Below are 15,571 nucleotides of genomic sequence, written 5' to 3' on the forward strand. Positions count from 1 at the left end.
TCGATCGCCGGCGCTCCCGCGGGAGGGTCTAAAGTCCTATGGCCGCACCTACTTAAGTACTGGGAACAGACCTTGCGAGCCAGGACTTTCGGCTCTCCCGGGATCGGCGGCGGCGCGCGAGAGTGATGGGCATGACAACGCCGCTCGAGAAAGCCGCACAGGCCGCCCAGCACGCCCCGTCCGTCTTCAACACCCAGCCCTGGTCGTGGCGCCTGACCGGCGACACGCTGGAGCTGAGGGCCGACGAGGACCGCCAGCTCGGCACGGTCGACCGGGACGGCCGGCTGCTGCTGCTCAGTTGCGGCGCGGCGCTGCACCACGCCCGGATCGCCCTGGCCGCGGCCGGCTGGGCCGCCACCGTCGAGCGGTTCCCGGGCGGCGGCGCGCTGGCCCGGATCCGGATCGGGCCGGCCGTGCCGGCCGACCCGGAGGCGCAGCGCCTGGCCGACGCGATCCCGCGGCGGCGCACCGACCGGCGGGCCTTCGGCGAGCGGGAGGTGAGCGAGGCCGAGCTGACCAAGCTGCGGCGCTTCGTCGAGGCCGAGGGGGCGTACCTGCATCTCGTGCGCACCGACCAGATCGCCCAGCTCGCCATCTCGGCCGAGCTGGCCGGCGACGCCGAGCTCGACGACCCGGAGTACCGGGCCGAGCTCGACCGGTGGACCAGCCGGCCCGAGTTCACCGGTGACGGTGTGCCTGCCTCGACTGCTGTCGAGCCGGGGCTGCGCCGGGTGCCGGTGCGCGACTTCGCCCCGGGCGGCGAGGCCGGCCTGGCCCCGGGGGCCGAGCACGACCAGGGCGCCGCCTACGTGGTGCTGTTCGGCCAGGACACCCGGCCGGTCGACCTGCTGCGCGGCGGTGAGGCGCTGTCGGCCCTGCTGTTGCTGGCCACCGCCGACGGGCTGGCCACGGCGCCGATCAGCGACGCCATCGAGGTCGAGTGGCCACGCCAGCTGGTGGCCGGGCTGCTGGCCGGGGTCGGCGAGCCGTACCTGGTGGTGCGGCTGGGCTACCCGGCCGAGTCGGCGCCCCTGCCGCCGCGGCCGCGTCGCGACGTGCGCGACGTCATCACCATCATCGAGTGAAGAGCGGGGAGTGACACGGTGTCCGCCTACGACGAAACCGACCTGCGCCTGGCCGCGACGGCCGGGATCCGGGCGCCCTCGATCGGCAACAGCCAGCCCTGGCTGTTCCGGCTCGACGGTGGCGCCATCGAGGTGCGCACCGACCCCTCCCGGCGCCTGCACCACCTCGACCGTGACGGCTGGGCGGCCCGCCTGGCCTGCGGCGCGGCGACCTTCAACGCCCGCCTGGCGCTGGCCTGGGCCGGGCACCCGGCCGAGGTGCGCCTCGCCCCCGACCCGCACGATCCCGGGCTGGTCGCCCGGCTGAACCCCGGGGCGCCGAGACCGCCGACGTACGCCGAGGCCGAGCTGCACGCCGCGATCGCGCGCCGGTACAGCAACCGGGGGCCGTTCTGGCCCGACCCGGTGCCGGCCGACGTGCGGGCCCGGCTGATCGCCGCCGCCCGTGAGGAGTCGGCCTGGCTCGACCTGCTGGTCGGGATGACGGCGATCGGGGCGTTCGCCGAGGTCGCCCGCTCGGCCGACCGGGTGCTCCGGCGCGACGCCGGCTACCAGGCCGAACAGGCCTCGTGGACGCATGCCGAGGCCGCGGCCGACGGCATTCCGGTCATGGCCGGGGCGCCGCTGGCCGAGCCGCAGGACCTGCTGCCGCAGCGGTTCTTCAACGACCGGCGGCGGGTCGCGGGCCGCGACTACGAGCCGGAGCCGCTGGTCGGCATCCTGGGCGTGGCCGGGGACCGGCCGGCCGATCAGATCCTGGCCGGCGAGGGGCTTCAGCGGGTACTGCTCACCGCGACCGCGTCGGGGCTGGACACGTCGATGATCAGTCAGCCGATCGAGGTGCCGGCCGCCCGCGAGCAGTTACGCCGGTCACTGGGCCGCTACGGCTGGCCGCAGATCGTCGTCCGCTTCGGCTACGGCTCGCCGGGGCATCCGACGCCCCGGCGCGATGTGACGGAGGTGATCTAGGCCCGGCCGGTGACGTTCCACGGCATCTTTTGTGGGATCCTCACAAAGCATCTCGTCTGCCATGCACGATGCGGGCATAGGTTACCCGGCGGTAATCGGACAGGGTAGAGGTCAGGTGCAGGCGGCGCTCCGGGACCCGGACGTCGCCTTCTGCGCGTAAGTGGTGCTGGGAGGCTCAACCGGTGTTCAGTCGTGTCGCAATCGTCAACCGCGGAGAGGCCGCGATGCGGCTCATCCACGCCGTCCGGGATCTGTCCGCCGAGACCGGCGCGCACATCGAGACGGTCGCGCTCTACACCGACGCCGACCGGAACTCGACCTTCGTGCGGGAGGCCGACGTCGCGTACAACCTGGGCCCCGCCTCGGCCCGGCCCTATCTCGACCTGGCCGTTCTCGAGCGGGCGCTGCTCGCCACCAAGGCCGACGCGGCCTGGGTGGGCTGGGGCTTCGTGGCCGAGGACCCGGCGTTCGCCGAGCTGTGCGACAAGATCGGCGTGACCTTCGTGGGGCCGAGCGCCGAGGCGATGCGCAAGCTCGGCGACAAGATCGGCGCGAAGCTGATCGCCGAGGAGGTCGGCGTCCCGGTCGCTCCGTGGAGCCGCGGCGAGGTGGCCACCCTCACCGACGCGCTGCGGGCCGGTGACGAGATCGGCTACCCGCTCATGCTCAAGGCCACCGCCGGTGGTGGCGGCCGCGGCATCCGCATGGTCGCCTCGGGCGCCGACCTGGCCGACGCGTACGAGCGGACCAGCCAGGAGGCCCTGCGCGCCTTCGGCTCCGGTGTCGTCTTCCTGGAGCGCCTGGTCACCGGCGCCCGCCACGTCGAGGTGCAGGTCATCGCCGACGGGCAGGGCACCGCCTGGGCCCTGGGCGTGCGCGACTGCTCGGTCCAGCGGCGCAACCAGAAGATCATCGAGGAGTCGGCCTCGCCGGTGCTCGGGCCCGAGCAGACCGCCGAGCTCAAGAGGAGCGCCGAGCGGCTCGCCGTCAAGGTCGGCTACCGGGGCGCGTGCACGGTCGAGTTCCTCTACCACCCGGGCGAGAAGCTGTTCGCCTTCCTCGAGGTCAACACCCGCCTGCAGGTCGAGCACCCGATCACCGAGATCACCACCGGCACCGACCTGGTCCGGCTCCAGCTGCACGTGGCCGGCGGCGGCCGTCTCGAGGGCCCGCAGCCGGCCGAGTCCGGGCACGCCGTCGAGGCCCGGCTCAACGCCGAGGACCCCGACCGCGACTTCGCCCCGGCGCCCGGCCGCATCGCCCGGCTCGCCCTGCCGGCCGGCCCGGGTATCCGGGTCGACACCGGTGTCAGCGAGGGCGACACCATCCCGGCCGACTTCGACTCGATGATCGCCAAGATCATCGCGTACGGGGCGGACCGGGAGCAGGCGCTGGGCCGGCTCCGCCGGGCCATGGCCGAGACCACCGTCATCATCGAGGGCGGCGCCACCAACAAGAGCTTCGTCCTCGACCTGCTCGACCAGCCCGAGGTGATCGAGGCGACCGCCGACACCGGCTGGATCGACCGTGTCCGGGCCGAGGGCCGCCTGGTCAGCCACCGCCACTCGGCCATCGCGCTGGCCGCGGCCGCCATCGAGGCGTACGAGGACGAGGAGGAGGTCAGCCGGCAGCGGCTGCTCGCCACCGCGCACGGCGGCCGCCCCCAGGTCCAGCACGACACCAGCCGCCCGCTCGACCTCAAGCTGCGCGGCACCTCGTACAAGGTCTCCGTGGCCCGGGTCGGCCAGCGGCGTTTCCGGGTCGGCGTCTCGGCCGGCGGCGACGTGCACTCGGCCGACGTGGTGCTCGAGCGCTTCGACGAGCACAGCGGCCAGGCCCTGGTCAACGGGCGCCGCTTCCGGCTGGTCACCGCCACGCACGGCCCGATCCACCTGGTCGAGGTCGACGGCGTCACCCACCGGGTCAGCCGCGACGAGGGCGGCGTGGTCCGCTCCCCCGCCCCGGCCCTGGTCGTGGCGACCCCGCTCGCCGTGGGCGACGAGGTCGAGGCGGGCGCGCCGATCCTCGTACTCGAAAGCATGAAGATGGAGACGGTGCTCCGGGCGCCGTTCCACGCCCGGGTGCGCGAGTGCCCCGTCTCGGTCGGCAGCCAGGTCGAGACCGGAGCGCCGCTCATGCGCCTGGAGCCGCTCGGCGACGGCGCCGAAGAGCAGACCGGCGGCGGCGCGGACGTCAAGATCGACCTGCCGGCCGCGCCCGAACACAGGCCCGCGGCCGACCGGGCGCTGGAGCACCTGGCCGACCTGCGCAGCATGCTGCTCGGCTTCGACGTCGACCCGCAGAGCCGCAAGCGCGTGCTCGGCGGCTACCTGGCGGCCCGGGCCGAGCTGGGCGGCCGGCCGCTGCCGGGCGAGCTCGACCTGCTCACCGTCTTCGCCGACCTGCTCGAGCTCAGCCGCAACAAGGGCGACGCCGACGCCGAGCCGGGCAACGCGGTGCACAGCCCCCGCGAGCACTTCCACAGCTACCTGCAGAGCCTCGACGCCGAGCGGGCCGGTCTCACCGAGGCCTTCCAGGCGAAACTCGAGGCGGTGCTGGCCCATTACGGCGTGAGCGGGCTCGACCGTACGCCGGAACTGGAATCCGCCGTCTTCCGCGTCTTCCTGGCCCAGCAGCGGATGCCGGCCGAGGCCGCCGTCGTCTCCGAGCTGCTGCGCCAGTGGCTGGCCGGGTCGCCGCCGGCCGAGCCCCTGGCCGAGCGGGCCGGACTCGTGCTCGAACACGTCGTCTCGGCCACCCAGGTGCGCTTCCCGGCCGTGTCCGACCTGGCCCGCGGCGTGGTGTTCCGCTGGTTCGCCCAGCCGCTGCTGCGCCGCAACCGGGCCCGGGTCTACGCCGAGGTCCGCGACGACCTGCGCCACCTCGACGCCCACCCGCAGGCGCCGGACCGGGCCGAGCGGATCCAGTCGATGGTGGCCAGCTCCGAGCCCCTGGTCCGGCTCATCGGGCAGCGCATCGGCCGGCCCGGGCGCGACCACGCCCCGCTGCTGGAGGTCTTGACCCGCCGCTACTACAGCAACCGGGCCCTCACCGAGTTCACCGCCCACGACGTCGACGGCGTCCGGTTCGTCACCACCGAGCACACCGGCCCGCGCGGCCTGACCAAGGTGGTCGCCACCGCCGTCGACATCAGCGCCCTGCCGAGCGCCCTCGAAGCGATCAAGGATGCCCAGGTCGCCGACATCTACGTGAAGTGGGAGGACCAGCCCGACGCGGACGCCATCGCGGCGCGACTCTCGGAGACGCTCTCCCCGCGGACGCTGAAGGGACGCCGAGTCACGATCACCGTGGCCGGCAGCAGCGGCGTCATGCACCACCACTTCACGTTCCGCCCCGACGAGAGCGGCCAACTGGTCGAGGACCGGCTGATCCGCGGCCTGCACCCGCAGATCGCGCAGCGCCTGCAGCTCCAGCGGCTACGCGAGTTCCACCTCACCCGGCTGCCCTCGGCCGACGAGGAGATCTACCTGTTCAAGGCGGTCGCCCGCAGCAACCCGGCCGACGAGCGGCTGATCGCGATGGGCCAGGTCCGCGACCTGACCCCGCTGCGCGAGGCCGACGGCCGGCTGGTGGCGCTGCCGGCCGTCGAGGACGCGATCACGGCCGGCCTCGACGCGATCCGCAACATCCAGGCCCAGCGCCCGCAGAACAAGCGGTTCGACACCAACCGCATCTTCTTCTACATCTGGCCGACCACCGAACTGTCGGCCGACGAGCTGAACGCCCTCGTCCAGCGCATCCTGCCGACCACCGTCGGCGCCGGCCTGGAGGAGGTCGAGTTCCTGGCCCGGCAGCGCACGTCGAGCGGCGAGCTCACCGAGGTCTCGGTGCGCATCACCCTCGAGGCGGGCGGCGCCAAGCTGCAGGTCGGCGAGCCCACCACCGACGTCGTGCAGCCCCTCGACGACTACCGGCAGAAGGTGCTGCGGGCGGCCCGGCGCGGCAACACCTACCCGTACGAGCTGACCGGCATGCTCGGCGACTTCGTCGAGTATGACCTCGTTGACGGCAAATTGGAGAGAACAGACAGGCCTCGGGGGCGTAACACGGCGGCCATCGTCGCCGGTGTGGTGACCACGAAGACCGAGCGCTACCCCGAGGGCGTCACCCGCGTGCTGCTGCTCGGCGACCCGACCAAGTCGCTCGGCTCGCTCGCCGAGCCCGAGTCGGCCCGGGTCATCGCCGCGCTCGACCTGGCCGAGCGGATGCGGGTGCCGCTGGAGTGGTACGCCCTGTCGGCCGGCGCCAAGATCTCGATGAGCTCCGGCACCGAGAACATGGACTGGGTGGCGGCGGCGCTCAAGCGGATCGTCGAGTTCACCCAGGCCGGTGGCGAGATCAACATCGTGATCGCCGGGATCACGGTCGGCGCCCAGCCGTACTGGAACGCCGAGGCCACCATGCTCATGCACACCAAGGGTGTGCTGGTCATGACGCCCGACTCGGCCATGGTGCTCACCGGCAAGCAGTCGCTCGACTTCTCCGGCGGCGTGTCGGCCGAGGACAACTTCGGCATCGGCGGCTACGACCGGGTGATGGGCCCCAACGGCCAGGCGCAGTACTGGGCCCCCGACCTGGCGGGCGCGCGCGACGTTCTCATGGCCCACTACGACCACACGTACGTCCTGCCGGGCGAGACCGGGCCGCGCCGCGCGCGGAGCGACGACCCGGCGGACCGGGACGTGTCCTCGTTCCCGCACACGTTCGCCGGCAGCGACTTCACCACGGTCGGCGAGATCTTCTCGGCCCAGCACAACCCGGACCGCAAGAAGCCCTTCGACATCCGTACGGTGATGCGCGCGCTGGCCGACCAGGACCACATGGTCCTGGAGCGGTGGGCCGGCATGGCCGACGCCGACACGTCGGTCGTGCAGGACGTCCACATCGGCGGGTGGCCGGTCTGCCTGGTCGGCATCGAGTCCCGCTCGGTGCCGCGCCGGGGCTTCCCGCCCACCGACGGCCCGGACACGTACACCGCGGGCACGCTGTTCCCGCGCTCGTCGAAGAAGACCGCCCGCGCCATCAACGCCGCGTCCGGCAACCGGCCGCTGGTCGTGCTGGCCAACCTGTCCGGCTTCGACGGCTCACCCGAGTCGATGCGGAAACTCCAATTGGAGTACGGGGCGGAGATCGGCCGGGCGATCGTCAACTTCGAGGGCCCGATCGTCTTCTGCGTCATCTCCCGCTACCACGGCGGCGCGTTCGTGGTCTTCTCGAAGGCCCTGAACCCGAACATGACGGTCCTGGCGCTGGAGGGCTCGTTCGCCTCGGTGCTCGGCGGCGCCCCGGCGGCCGCCGTCGTCTTCTCGGGCGAGGTCAACAACCGCACGGCGACCGACCCGCGCGTGGTCGACCTCCAGGCGCGGGTCTCCGGCGCCACCGGGGCCGAGCGGGCGGCGCTGAACTCGCGGCTGGCCGAGCTCCAGGCGTCGGTCCGGGCCGAGAAGGTGAGCGAGGTGGCGGCCGAGTTCGACCGGGTCCACAGCATCCAGCGGGCGGTCCAGGTCGGCTCGGTGGACGCCATCATCAGCACGGCCGAGCTGCGGCCGCGCATCATCGAGGCCATCGAGCACGGCCTCAAGCGCTGACAGTTCGGGGGGCCTTGAGCAAGGCCCCCCGGCACCTCACGCGCGCGGCGGCCAGACGCGGTCCGCTTGTGCCCGGGCCACGCGCCGGCGCGTACGCCAAGGGAAGTAAGCCGCGAGAAGACCGGCCAGAATCAGCACCGCGCCGGCGATGATGACGCGCGGCGAGTTGAAGAAATTGGTCGACCGGTTCGTGATGCCGTCGTCGGTGACGAACTGCTCCGGGTGAGCCGGGTCGTACTTGATCTGCAGGGCCGGGTGGGTCGCCGGGTCGCAGTCGCTCGCGTCGGAGCAGGCGATCCGCGCGTCGTACTGCTTGTCGCCGATCCAGTACCGCAGCAGCGCCTGGGCCTGGCCGACCAGCGACGCCTCCTCGTAGTCGAGCAGGACGGCGTTGACCTCCGTGCCCTTGCTCTGCAGGCGATCGGCCTGGGCCGCGTCCTCGCGCTTGACGACGATGCCGCCGATCAGCAGCGCCAGGCCGGCCGCGACCAGAACCCCGGCGGTCACGTAGACGAGCACCTTGCCGCGCGCGTTCGGGTGCGAGGGGTCACCGCTGGACATCCGTCGTTCCTCCTGATTCGTGGGGTGGGCGGGATGACTGTAGCGACCTCACCTGTGCGGCTTCAGCCACCGGGCCGTCGCCCGGACGATCCCGGGCATCGCCGGGTCGCCGGCGATCTCGTCCAGCAGCCGCCGATGCCCGTCGGTGCCGATGCCGTACGTGACGCCGTGCCGCACATGCCCGTCCCCTTGCCGGGCCAGAACGAGACGCCACTGTCGCTCGGTGAAGCTCCCACCGCAGTGCGGCATGGCCCAGGCCGCGGCCCGGCGCACCGCGAGGTCATGGCCGGGACCGGTCAGGAGATCGAGGAGCAACGGCCGGTGTACGCCGGTACCGAGCATCGTCATGGTCTGCAGCGCCCGGGCCGGGTCGGGCTCGCCGGCGCTCCCCAGCCGGGCGGTCGCCTCGGCGGCGACCCGTCGTCCCTCGGCGGTGACGGTCTCTTCCGCTTCCCGGGTGTACGCGCGGGTGGCCGCCCCCAGCAAGCGGGCGGCCTCACCGGACGCGCCGGTCTGTCCCAGCAGGAGGGACAGCCGCTCCCATTGATCACCCCGGAAGTGCCCGTTCTCGATCTTCCGGACGGCCGCGAGCAGCGCACCCTGATGATGCCGGTCGCTGTCCGGCGACTCCAGCTGCTTGAGGACGTACGCGTTGGCGACCGGATCCGCCGTCACGTCCAACAGGGACAGCGGCTCGATCACGGCCGGCCGGTGAGGGTCCTCGACCAGGTCGACGCATGCCTCGATGAGGTGCGGGCCGGCCGCCGGATGCTCGAGGAGCAGCCGGCTGGCCGCCTCCTGCCGTTGCAGCCATCCGGTGCCCTCGTTGACGACCAGGTCGGCGAGCAGCTTCTCGCCGATCTCCCGCCACAGGCCGGACGGGTGCAGCATGAGGCCGGGCCGCTCGCCGGCCAGGTCGGTGAGCTCGCCCCACTGCGGTCCGGTACGCCTCGGCGAACACCCGCCCGCTGCGCAGCTCCCCGTCCGCGCCGAACCGCCGGTTGGCCCTCAGCAGCCAGGCGACGTAGTCGGCCCCGGTCAGCGTCACCGGTCTTCCCGCGCGGCCGGCCCACGCCGATGGCGCGGCACGACCTCCGGCGCCGTGCGGATCTCCACGATCGCCGGCCCGGTCCGAAGCGCCGCCCGCGCCACGCCGGCCACGTCATCGGCGCTGCCGACCCCGGCGCCGCCCGGGTTGAGCAGGAACAGCGTCAGATCCAGGCCGGTGAGTTCGCCGGCCGGGGTCAGGTCGCCGTCGAAGACGACCACCTTGCGTCCGGGGGACGCCAGGGCGGCGCCGATCGCCAGCGGCAGGGCCCGGCTCTCGGCGGCGATGAAGCGGCCCTCGCGGGGACGGGCGATGAGCGCGCACGCGAACGCCTCGCACCGGCCGCCACCCACCACCACGACGGCGTCGGCCGGGATGAGCTCATCGATCGTGGCCAGCGCCCGCCTGGGGTCGACCGTCCCGGCCGGGATCGGCGGCGCGTGGTCCCGCAGATCCTCCCGCCAGCACTCGGCGGCCGATCCGACCGGCGTGAACCACGGCGGCCGCCGGGTCGCGGCGTCACCGAGCAGGGCCAGGATCTCCGCCGCGTCGCCGTCACCGGTCGCCGACCGCGCCGTTCCGAAGGCCAGCACCAGGTCGGCCGCGCGGAGCACCCGCTCGGCGGCCGGGTGGGCCAGGTCGCCGGCCAGCCCCAGGTCCTGCGCGTGACCGTCGAACAGGCCCTTGGCACCGAGCGTGGTGGCCAGGGCGGCTCCGGTGCGCTCGGCCAGAACCCGTACCAGATAAGCACTGTCCGTCGCTTGAAGGCCCCGCCCGGCCAGGAGCACGGGCCGCTTCGCGCGGGCCAGCACCGCCGTCAACCGGCGGGCCACCGCCGCGTCGTCGCCCACCGGCAGACCGATGCGGGGCCGGGGCGCCGGCAGCTTCACCGCGCCGACCCGCACCGGCGCGGCCAGCAGGTCCGGGCCGACACCGACCACCACCGGCCGCAGCCGGTCGGCGGCCAGGCTCAGCGCGTCGGCCAGCACCGCCGCCGGGTCCTCACCGGGCCACATCCGGCGGTACGCGCTCACCTCGTGCTCCACGGCGGCCGCGATCAGCACGACCGCCGACCGGTTCCGCGAGGCCAGCCGCAGCGACGACACCACCTCGCTCAGCCCCAGCCCGTGCGGCACCGAGCAGATGCCCGGCCGGCCGGTCGCCCACGCGTACCCCTCGGCCATCGCCACCGCCGCGCTCTCGTGGTGGGCCGGCACCACCTCGACGCCGCGCTCGCGCAGGGCGAACAGCAGGGCCGCGTTGTCCTCACCCAGCAGGGCGAAGACATGGGTACGGCCACTGGAGAGGATCGCCTCGGCGAAGGCCTGCGCGTGGGTGGAACCGGCCATCGATCTCCCTTGGATCTCGCAGCCCACGGGCGTCTCGTCGAAGGCAAGAAGGATAGCCTCTCCCGAACGGGGACACGAGCGGCGATCATGTATCGTCCCGCCCGTGGGCGACGCTCTCGAACGGCTGATCACGGCGGGTTCCCCGGCTCTGGCTCCCCATTCCCCGGCGCCGGGCCCGCTCGCGGCGCTGCACGACCGCAAGAACGGCTTCTACGCCTTCGAGTCCGCCCTGCTGGTCCGCCCGGTCTCCGCGCCGGCGGCCCCGGTCCTGGACGTGGCCGCCTGGAACTCCCGCCGGTTGTGGGGCGCCGTCTACGGCGCCACCCTGGACGGCGTCACCTTCTTCGCCGAGGACGTGTTCGGCGGCCAGTTCGGCCTGCGCGGCGACGAGGTCGTCTCGTTCAACCCCGAGACCGGCGAGCTCGAGCACCTGGCGCCCTCTCTCGAGGCCTGGGCCACCGAGATCATCGACGACCACTCGGTGATGACCGGCCGTCCCCTGGCCCACGAGTGGCAGCTGAAACACCGGCCGCTCTCCCCCGGCGAGCGCCTGATCCCGGTGGTCCCCTTCGTGCTGGGCGGCGAGTACGCGGTGGACAATCTGCGCCCGATCACCGACGTCGAGGCGATGCGGGTGTACGGCGACCTCTACAAGGTGACCTCCTGAGATGCCCCGGCGGCCCCTGATCATCGCCGCGATCCTGGCCTGGTCGCCGCCGGCTGCGTCACGATGGCGCTGCCGGCTTTCGGCGGCGCGATCGGCCTGCTGAGGCTGGGCGCCGCCCTGGACAGCTCGTCGATCACCGGCGAGACGATGGTGACGATGTTCCTGCCCAGCATCCCGATCGCGATAGCGGCGAACGTGCCGGCCGAGCTTGTCGTCATCCCGGGCCTGCTGATCTTCGCGGCCCTGCTACTGGCGGCGTTCGGCTCGCGCCTTCACGTGCGCCGCGCGCCGGGTCAAGAGCTTGCTGAGGTACGGCCGTAGCACCACCCGGGACACGATCGCCCCCAGCGGCCCGAGCGGCGCGACGACCGTCATCGAGTCGGTCATCCGGGTCCGGCCGTCGCCCAGTTCCTCGAACCGGTGCTCGTGCCGCAGCGACCGGAACGGGCCCCGCGTCTGCTCGTCGACGAACCGGTGCGGCCGCTCGTAGGCGGTGACGCGGCTCGTCATCCGCCACCACAGGCCGAAGTGACGGGCGCGGAACGTCACCTCGTCGCCCGGCCCGAGCCGGCGGCCCCCGCCGGCCGTGGTCGCGGTCTCCCCGCTTCCGGCCAGCGACGCGGCGTGCACGTCCACGTCGAGCTCCAGGTCGAACACGATGGCCGGCGCCGCGTCGATCACCGTCACGACCTCGATCACGGCTCCAGTATTCTCCCCTGGCTTCCGATCTGTGGCAGGGGTGGCATGAACGAGGATCCGCCGGCGATCGCGGCCGGGCTCACCGAGCTGGACGACGTGACCGGGGTGTGGGCCGTCGCCGACCGGCGTCTCGCCGCCGGGGACGCGGCCTTCGTGGCCGACCTGGGCATCGCGGTGTGGCGGCGGCACGGCCAGGACACCCCGCCGCCGTGGCAGTACCGCAGCGTCTTCGACCGGACCCTGCGCCTGCTCAGCCTGAACCCGGGAACGCTCGACCAGGCCCTGCGCCTGATCCGGGTGACCGCCGCGCGGCGCCAGACCCGGTACGCGGCCTCGCTGCTCGCCTCCGCCCACTCCGCGGGCACCCTGCTGCCGGCGGTCGACGCCCACGGCAGCGAGGAGCTGCGCGCCTGCGTCCGCCAGGAACTGATCCTGCGCGGCGCCGAGGTGTGGTACCCCGGGCACCATCCGCTGGCCTGGCTTCCGCCGGCCCTGACGCCCTTGGAGGGCCGGCCCGGCCTCCCCCACTACACCCTGACCGGCGGCAGCCGCGACCTGGCTAATCTGGCCGTGGCCCCAGCCCGTAAGCGCGGCACCGCCAAGCCCGCCCGCGAGACCACCACCGAGGCCGAGGCCGCCGCCATAAGCACCGCGGTCGCCAACTGGGCCGAATCCTCCAACGGCCGCGTCGAGGCGCGGACCTTCGCCCTCGACGACGGCCTCGACGGCCTCCCCGCCACCCTGGCCGCCCTCGGCCTGGCGAGCTACCGCAAGCCGAAGAGCAACCCCGGCCCGTGCACCGCGACCCAGGCCTGGCAGCAGCTCTTCCTCGCGGCCTCGGGCGGCGGCGCCTACAACGGCGGCGACTACGGCGCGTACGGCCGCCTGTTCGCCTGGCAGTCGGTGGCCGCCCTGATCGGCGCCCCACCGGACGCCCCGGCGGCCGACGTGGAGGCTCTGGCTCACGCCGCCGCCTGGCACTCCTTCGCCGGCGCGAGCAAGTGGTTCGACCGGGTCGCCTGGGATCTCGGCCTGGCCGTCGTCTCCCCGGACCGCCGGCGCCTGGCCGTGCTGGCCGCCACCGACACCGACTGAGGCGGTCGGCTTCCCGACGCTGCGCAGCCGTTGGCGCGTGCCGAGGAGTGCACTGAGGTGCAACCCTCAGCCGTCGCCCCGTGGAGGCCGGTCATGGCCGACGAGCTTCGCCCGGGATGGGCATCCGCCGCCCAGTTCGTGGTCGCGCAGACCGCCGTCCTCGGCGCGGTCGCCTATTACATCGGGCAGTCCTACAACGACGGCTACTACGGATATCTGGGTAGTCCCCGCGAATTCTTCGACCCGAAGCTCTACGACGTCCTGCTCATCGGCGGCCGGCACGTGTTCATCTTCTTCGGGATCGGCCTGCTCGCCTGCGTGTTCCTGGTGGCCGGGTCCAAGGGCGCGTCGGCCTGGATCGTCGCCGGCGACACCCGCTATTTCGCGGCGTCCATCGCCTGCCTCGTCCTCGCCTGCGCCGGGCTGATCGCCGGGTACGCTCTCTGGTCCGCGCACCGGGCGGTGCTCGCCTCGGCCCTCACCGCCGCCGCCATCGCCATGTCGGCCTTCTTCGCCTTCCTCGTGTCCGAGTACCCGCACACGGCGGAGCCGGCCCGCCGGTTCTGGCGCTACGGCATCGCCGGGTGCGCGGTGGCGCTCGCCCTGATCAGCGTGAACGCGCTGGCCGAGCTCGCCCACCAGAACGGCGCGAAGGAGGCCGCCGACTCGCTCGGCGAGTTGCCGGTCATCACGATCTACAGCGACCGGAACCTGTTTCTGGCCGGCTCCGGCGTGAAAGTCACGCCGGCGAAAAATCCCCGATTTCGGTACGACGGTCTCCGGCTAGTCCGGTACGCGAATCAGAAGTACGTCATGGTCGGCGCCGGCTGGAAGCCGTCGCAGACCGTCTTCGTCCTGCCCGAGGCGGCGGATTTCCGCGTCGACATCAGCAAACCCGAGGAGGCACCGTGAGCCCGTACTTGAAAGCCGTCTTCGCCGCTGTGGCCGGTGGGCTCATCGCCTTTCTGGCCGCCCTTCTGTCAGCGCTCCAGGGCGAGAACACCGGATTCGACACCATCACCGACGGCCAATGGGTGACCGCGGTCCTGGCCTTGTTCATCGGGGCGGCGGGCACGGGCACCGTCACATACCAGGTGCAGAACCGGCGGTCCGGAACGGACTCCGGCAAGCCCGGCCCGGACGACCGGCCCTAGCTTGATTCCCAACCTCTTCGGCGCGGCCTTTTGGTTGCTCGTGCCGGTGGCTGGCTTCCTGCTGGTGACGATGTGGACGTCGAGGCGGGTTGCCGGGTGCCGGTTGCGGTGTCCTGGTAACCGGCCGGGAGGGTTGTGGTGCTGCCACGGGGTTGCCGGCTTGGCAGTCCAGGTACCGAAACCCTCGCCGGATACGAGCGGGAATGAACATGCCGGTCGGGGCGGGGCGTTCCCCGGGCCGGCGTAGATCCGCGACGGCGCCTCGAGCGAGGCGTAGTTGGGCGCAGGTGCCGGCGTACGGCTTCAGTGCAGAGCCGCGTACGCCACCGAGCAACAGCAGCCATCGACATTTGTGAGTGCAGCCGCGGGCTCGCGGTCAAGCAGGCACAAGAACGGTCTACCGCAATGCGTCATATCGGTCGGTCCGGCGGCGTCCGGATCTGGCGATGAGCGGTCATGATGGGCGCGTCAGGTCGGGATCAACCACGCCGCCAGGCGGTCCTGCTCGTCCTCGGGCATCGGCCAGATGGCGGGCTTGACCCAAGCGACGCGCCCGTGACCGCAGATTCGCGAGCCTTCGTACATCCGGAGCACGTCATCCGGCCCCACGTCTTGCCAGTCCGGAGTGTGCTCGAGAAACAGCGCGACCACGATCGCCCGGACACTGTCCCCAGGGCGAATTTGAGGCCGCGAGAAGCCCAGCACGGGTCCTGCGGTCTGCCTTCCTCCAGGCCAATCGGGTAGTCCCCAGTTGGGCCGATACGTGAACCGGTCTCCCGTGGCATAGCCGCCGAGCAGTGGGTTCACACGCCCACCGTCCTTCGCCAGCACAAGATCAAGATTGATCCCGATCGCCAGTACGTTCACCGGTTCCATGAGCGGAGAATAATGTTTCTCTGGCGGCGAAGCCGTACGGATCTGCCGCAGACAAAGCGCGCCGGGCTACCGGACTCGAACCGGCTCATACCTTGCGGTCGTCAGCACAAAAGTGCCGGTAACGGACTTTCCCACCCGCCTTTGCCCGACGCGCCCCATGAGCGTAGTTGCCGACCAGCCAGAATGCATCTCGTAGACGGACTTACCGCCGACAACGCACCGTCGCTGCGTTGCGTCGCCTGCTGAGGAAAGTCGCCGCTACGTTCAGTGACGACCGGCGGTGGCAACCAGGTCGCAGGCTGCGATCGGCACGACTCGGTGGTGTAGGAGCGGGAGTCTTCGCGGATGACTTCGGCGAGGCTGGGCAGTCCGGGCAGGCGGCTGGTCTCGAGCTGGTTGAGCCAGTCCGGTAGTGCTCCTGGCTCGCCGGTGTCGACCATGACGGCGAGGGCTCTGACC

At 72.4% G+C, this 15,571-nt stretch carries 13 protein-coding genes; 8 read left to right on the top strand and 5 right to left on the bottom strand.

Features of this window, described 5'->3' with window-relative positions; genetic code table 11:
• Positions 1-131: 131 nt before the first annotated feature.
• The 3 genes from ACGFJ7_RS30130 to ACGFJ7_RS30140 all read left to right on the top strand — a co-directional run bounded on the left by ACGFJ7_RS30130 (position 132) and on the right by ACGFJ7_RS30140 (position 7,663).
• Entirely contained in the window at positions 132-1,085 is a 954-nt protein-coding gene (locus tag ACGFJ7_RS30130; protein ID WP_360259101.1) for an Acg family FMN-binding oxidoreductase, read from the top strand.
• Between the two features lie 18 nt (positions 1,086-1,103).
• Complete coding sequence (locus ACGFJ7_RS30135) at positions 1,104-2,054, top strand: Acg family FMN-binding oxidoreductase (protein ID WP_360259103.1); 951 nt, start codon at positions 1,104-1,106, stop codon at positions 2,052-2,054.
• A 182-nt stretch (positions 2,055-2,236) separates the two neighbouring features.
• A complete protein-coding gene (locus ACGFJ7_RS30140) occupies positions 2,237-7,663 on the top strand; it encodes a biotin carboxylase N-terminal domain-containing protein (protein ID WP_392645073.1) in 5,427 nt (1,808 codons plus the stop codon).
• Between the two features lie 36 nt (positions 7,664-7,699).
• Here the strand turns inward: ACGFJ7_RS30140 and ACGFJ7_RS30145 are convergent, their stop codons facing one another.
• The 3 genes from ACGFJ7_RS30145 to ACGFJ7_RS30155 form a co-directional block, all read right to left on the bottom strand.
• Positions 7,700-8,224: a hypothetical protein gene (locus tag ACGFJ7_RS30145; protein WP_360259107.1), complete on the bottom strand. Its 525-nt coding sequence runs from the start codon at positions 8,222-8,224 to the stop codon at positions 7,700-7,702.
• Positions 8,225-8,272: 48 nt separating this feature from the next.
• Complete coding sequence (locus ACGFJ7_RS30150; RefSeq protein ID WP_392645075.1) at positions 8,273-9,115, bottom strand: hypothetical protein; 843 nt, start codon at positions 9,113-9,115, stop codon at positions 8,273-8,275.
• A gap of 153 nt (positions 9,116-9,268) precedes the next feature.
• Positions 9,269-10,621 carry a thiamine pyrophosphate-binding protein gene (locus ACGFJ7_RS30155; protein WP_360259114.1) on the bottom strand — a complete coding sequence of 451 codons (1,353 nt, stop codon included), beginning with the start codon at positions 10,619-10,621 and terminating at the stop codon, positions 9,269-9,271.
• A gap of 103 nt (positions 10,622-10,724) precedes the next feature.
• Between ACGFJ7_RS30155 and ACGFJ7_RS30160 the strand changes: the two genes are divergently transcribed.
• A complete protein-coding gene (locus ACGFJ7_RS30160) occupies positions 10,725-11,288 on the top strand; it encodes a hypothetical protein (protein ID WP_360259117.1) in 564 nt (187 codons plus the stop codon).
• 63 nt (positions 11,289-11,351) lie between these two features.
• The gene (locus ACGFJ7_RS30165; protein ID WP_360259119.1) at positions 11,352-11,609 is read left to right on the top strand and encodes a hypothetical protein; all 258 of its coding nucleotides are present in this window, start codon (positions 11,352-11,354) and stop codon (positions 11,607-11,609) included.
• On the opposite strand, the gene ACGFJ7_RS30170 is transcribed toward ACGFJ7_RS30165, so the two are convergent.
• Positions 11,535-11,987 carry an SRPBCC family protein gene (locus ACGFJ7_RS30170; protein WP_360259121.1) on the bottom strand — a complete coding sequence of 151 codons (453 nt, stop codon included), beginning with the start codon at positions 11,985-11,987 and terminating at the stop codon, positions 11,535-11,537. The two genes, ACGFJ7_RS30165 and ACGFJ7_RS30170, sit on opposite strands and share 75 nt — an antisense overlap.
• 45 nt (positions 11,988-12,032) lie before the next feature.
• Between ACGFJ7_RS30170 and ACGFJ7_RS30175 the strand changes: the two genes are divergently transcribed.
• The 3 genes from ACGFJ7_RS30175 (at position 12,033) to ACGFJ7_RS30185 (ending at position 14,236) form a co-directional block, all read left to right on the top strand.
• Positions 12,033-13,082 (top strand): DUF6183 family protein, encoded by a 1,050-nt coding sequence (locus ACGFJ7_RS30175; RefSeq protein ID WP_392645077.1) that lies wholly within the window; start codon positions 12,033-12,035, stop codon positions 13,080-13,082.
• Positions 13,083-13,175: 93 nt separating this feature from the next.
• On the top strand, positions 13,176-13,994 hold the full coding sequence (locus tag ACGFJ7_RS30180) for a hypothetical protein (protein WP_360259125.1): 819 nt from the start codon (positions 13,176-13,178) through the stop codon (positions 13,992-13,994).
• Complete coding sequence (locus ACGFJ7_RS30185) at positions 13,991-14,236, top strand: hypothetical protein (protein WP_360259128.1); 246 nt, start codon at positions 13,991-13,993, stop codon at positions 14,234-14,236. Before ACGFJ7_RS30180 ends, ACGFJ7_RS30185 begins: the two co-directional genes overlap by 4 nt.
• 468 nt (positions 14,237-14,704) lie before the next feature.
• Here the strand turns inward: ACGFJ7_RS30185 and ACGFJ7_RS30190 are convergent, their stop codons facing one another.
• Positions 14,705-15,112: a hypothetical protein gene (locus ACGFJ7_RS30190; RefSeq protein ID WP_392645079.1), complete on the bottom strand. Its 408-nt coding sequence runs from the start codon at positions 15,110-15,112 to the stop codon at positions 14,705-14,707.
• Positions 15,113-15,571: the final 459 nt, after the last annotated feature.

Source organism: Actinoplanes sp. NPDC048988, assembly GCF_043197815.1.
Taxonomy (GTDB): Bacteria; Actinomycetota; Actinomycetes; order Mycobacteriales; family Micromonosporaceae; genus Actinoplanes.

What these genes read in the sequence shown, in the direction of transcription:
- ACGFJ7_RS30190 (WP_392645079.1), bottom strand. Translation starts at nt 15,112, where the DNA reads ATGGAACCGGTGAACGTACTGGCGATCGGGATCAATCTTGATCTTGTG.
- ACGFJ7_RS30130 (WP_360259101.1), top strand. Translation starts at nt 132, where the DNA reads ATGACAACGCCGCTCGAGAAAGCCGCACAGGCCGCCCAGCACGCCCCG.
- ACGFJ7_RS30180 (WP_360259125.1), top strand. Translation starts at nt 13,176, where the DNA reads ATGGCCGACGAGCTTCGCCCGGGATGGGCATCCGCCGCCCAGTTCGTG.
- ACGFJ7_RS30145 (WP_360259107.1), bottom strand. Translation starts at nt 8,224, where the DNA reads ATGTCCAGCGGTGACCCCTCGCACCCGAACGCGCGCGGCAAGGTGCTC.
- ACGFJ7_RS30155 (WP_360259114.1), bottom strand. Translation starts at nt 10,621, where the DNA reads ATGGCCGGTTCCACCCACGCGCAGGCCTTCGCCGAGGCGATCCTCTCC.
- ACGFJ7_RS30175 (WP_392645077.1), top strand. Translation starts at nt 12,033, where the DNA reads ATGAACGAGGATCCGCCGGCGATCGCGGCCGGGCTCACCGAGCTGGAC.
- ACGFJ7_RS30150 (WP_392645075.1), bottom strand. Translation starts at nt 9,115, where the DNA reads ATGCTGCACCCGTCCGGCCTGTGGCGGGAGATCGGCGAGAAGCTGCTC.
- ACGFJ7_RS30165 (WP_360259119.1), top strand. Translation starts at nt 11,352, where the DNA reads ATGGCGCTGCCGGCTTTCGGCGGCGCGATCGGCCTGCTGAGGCTGGGC.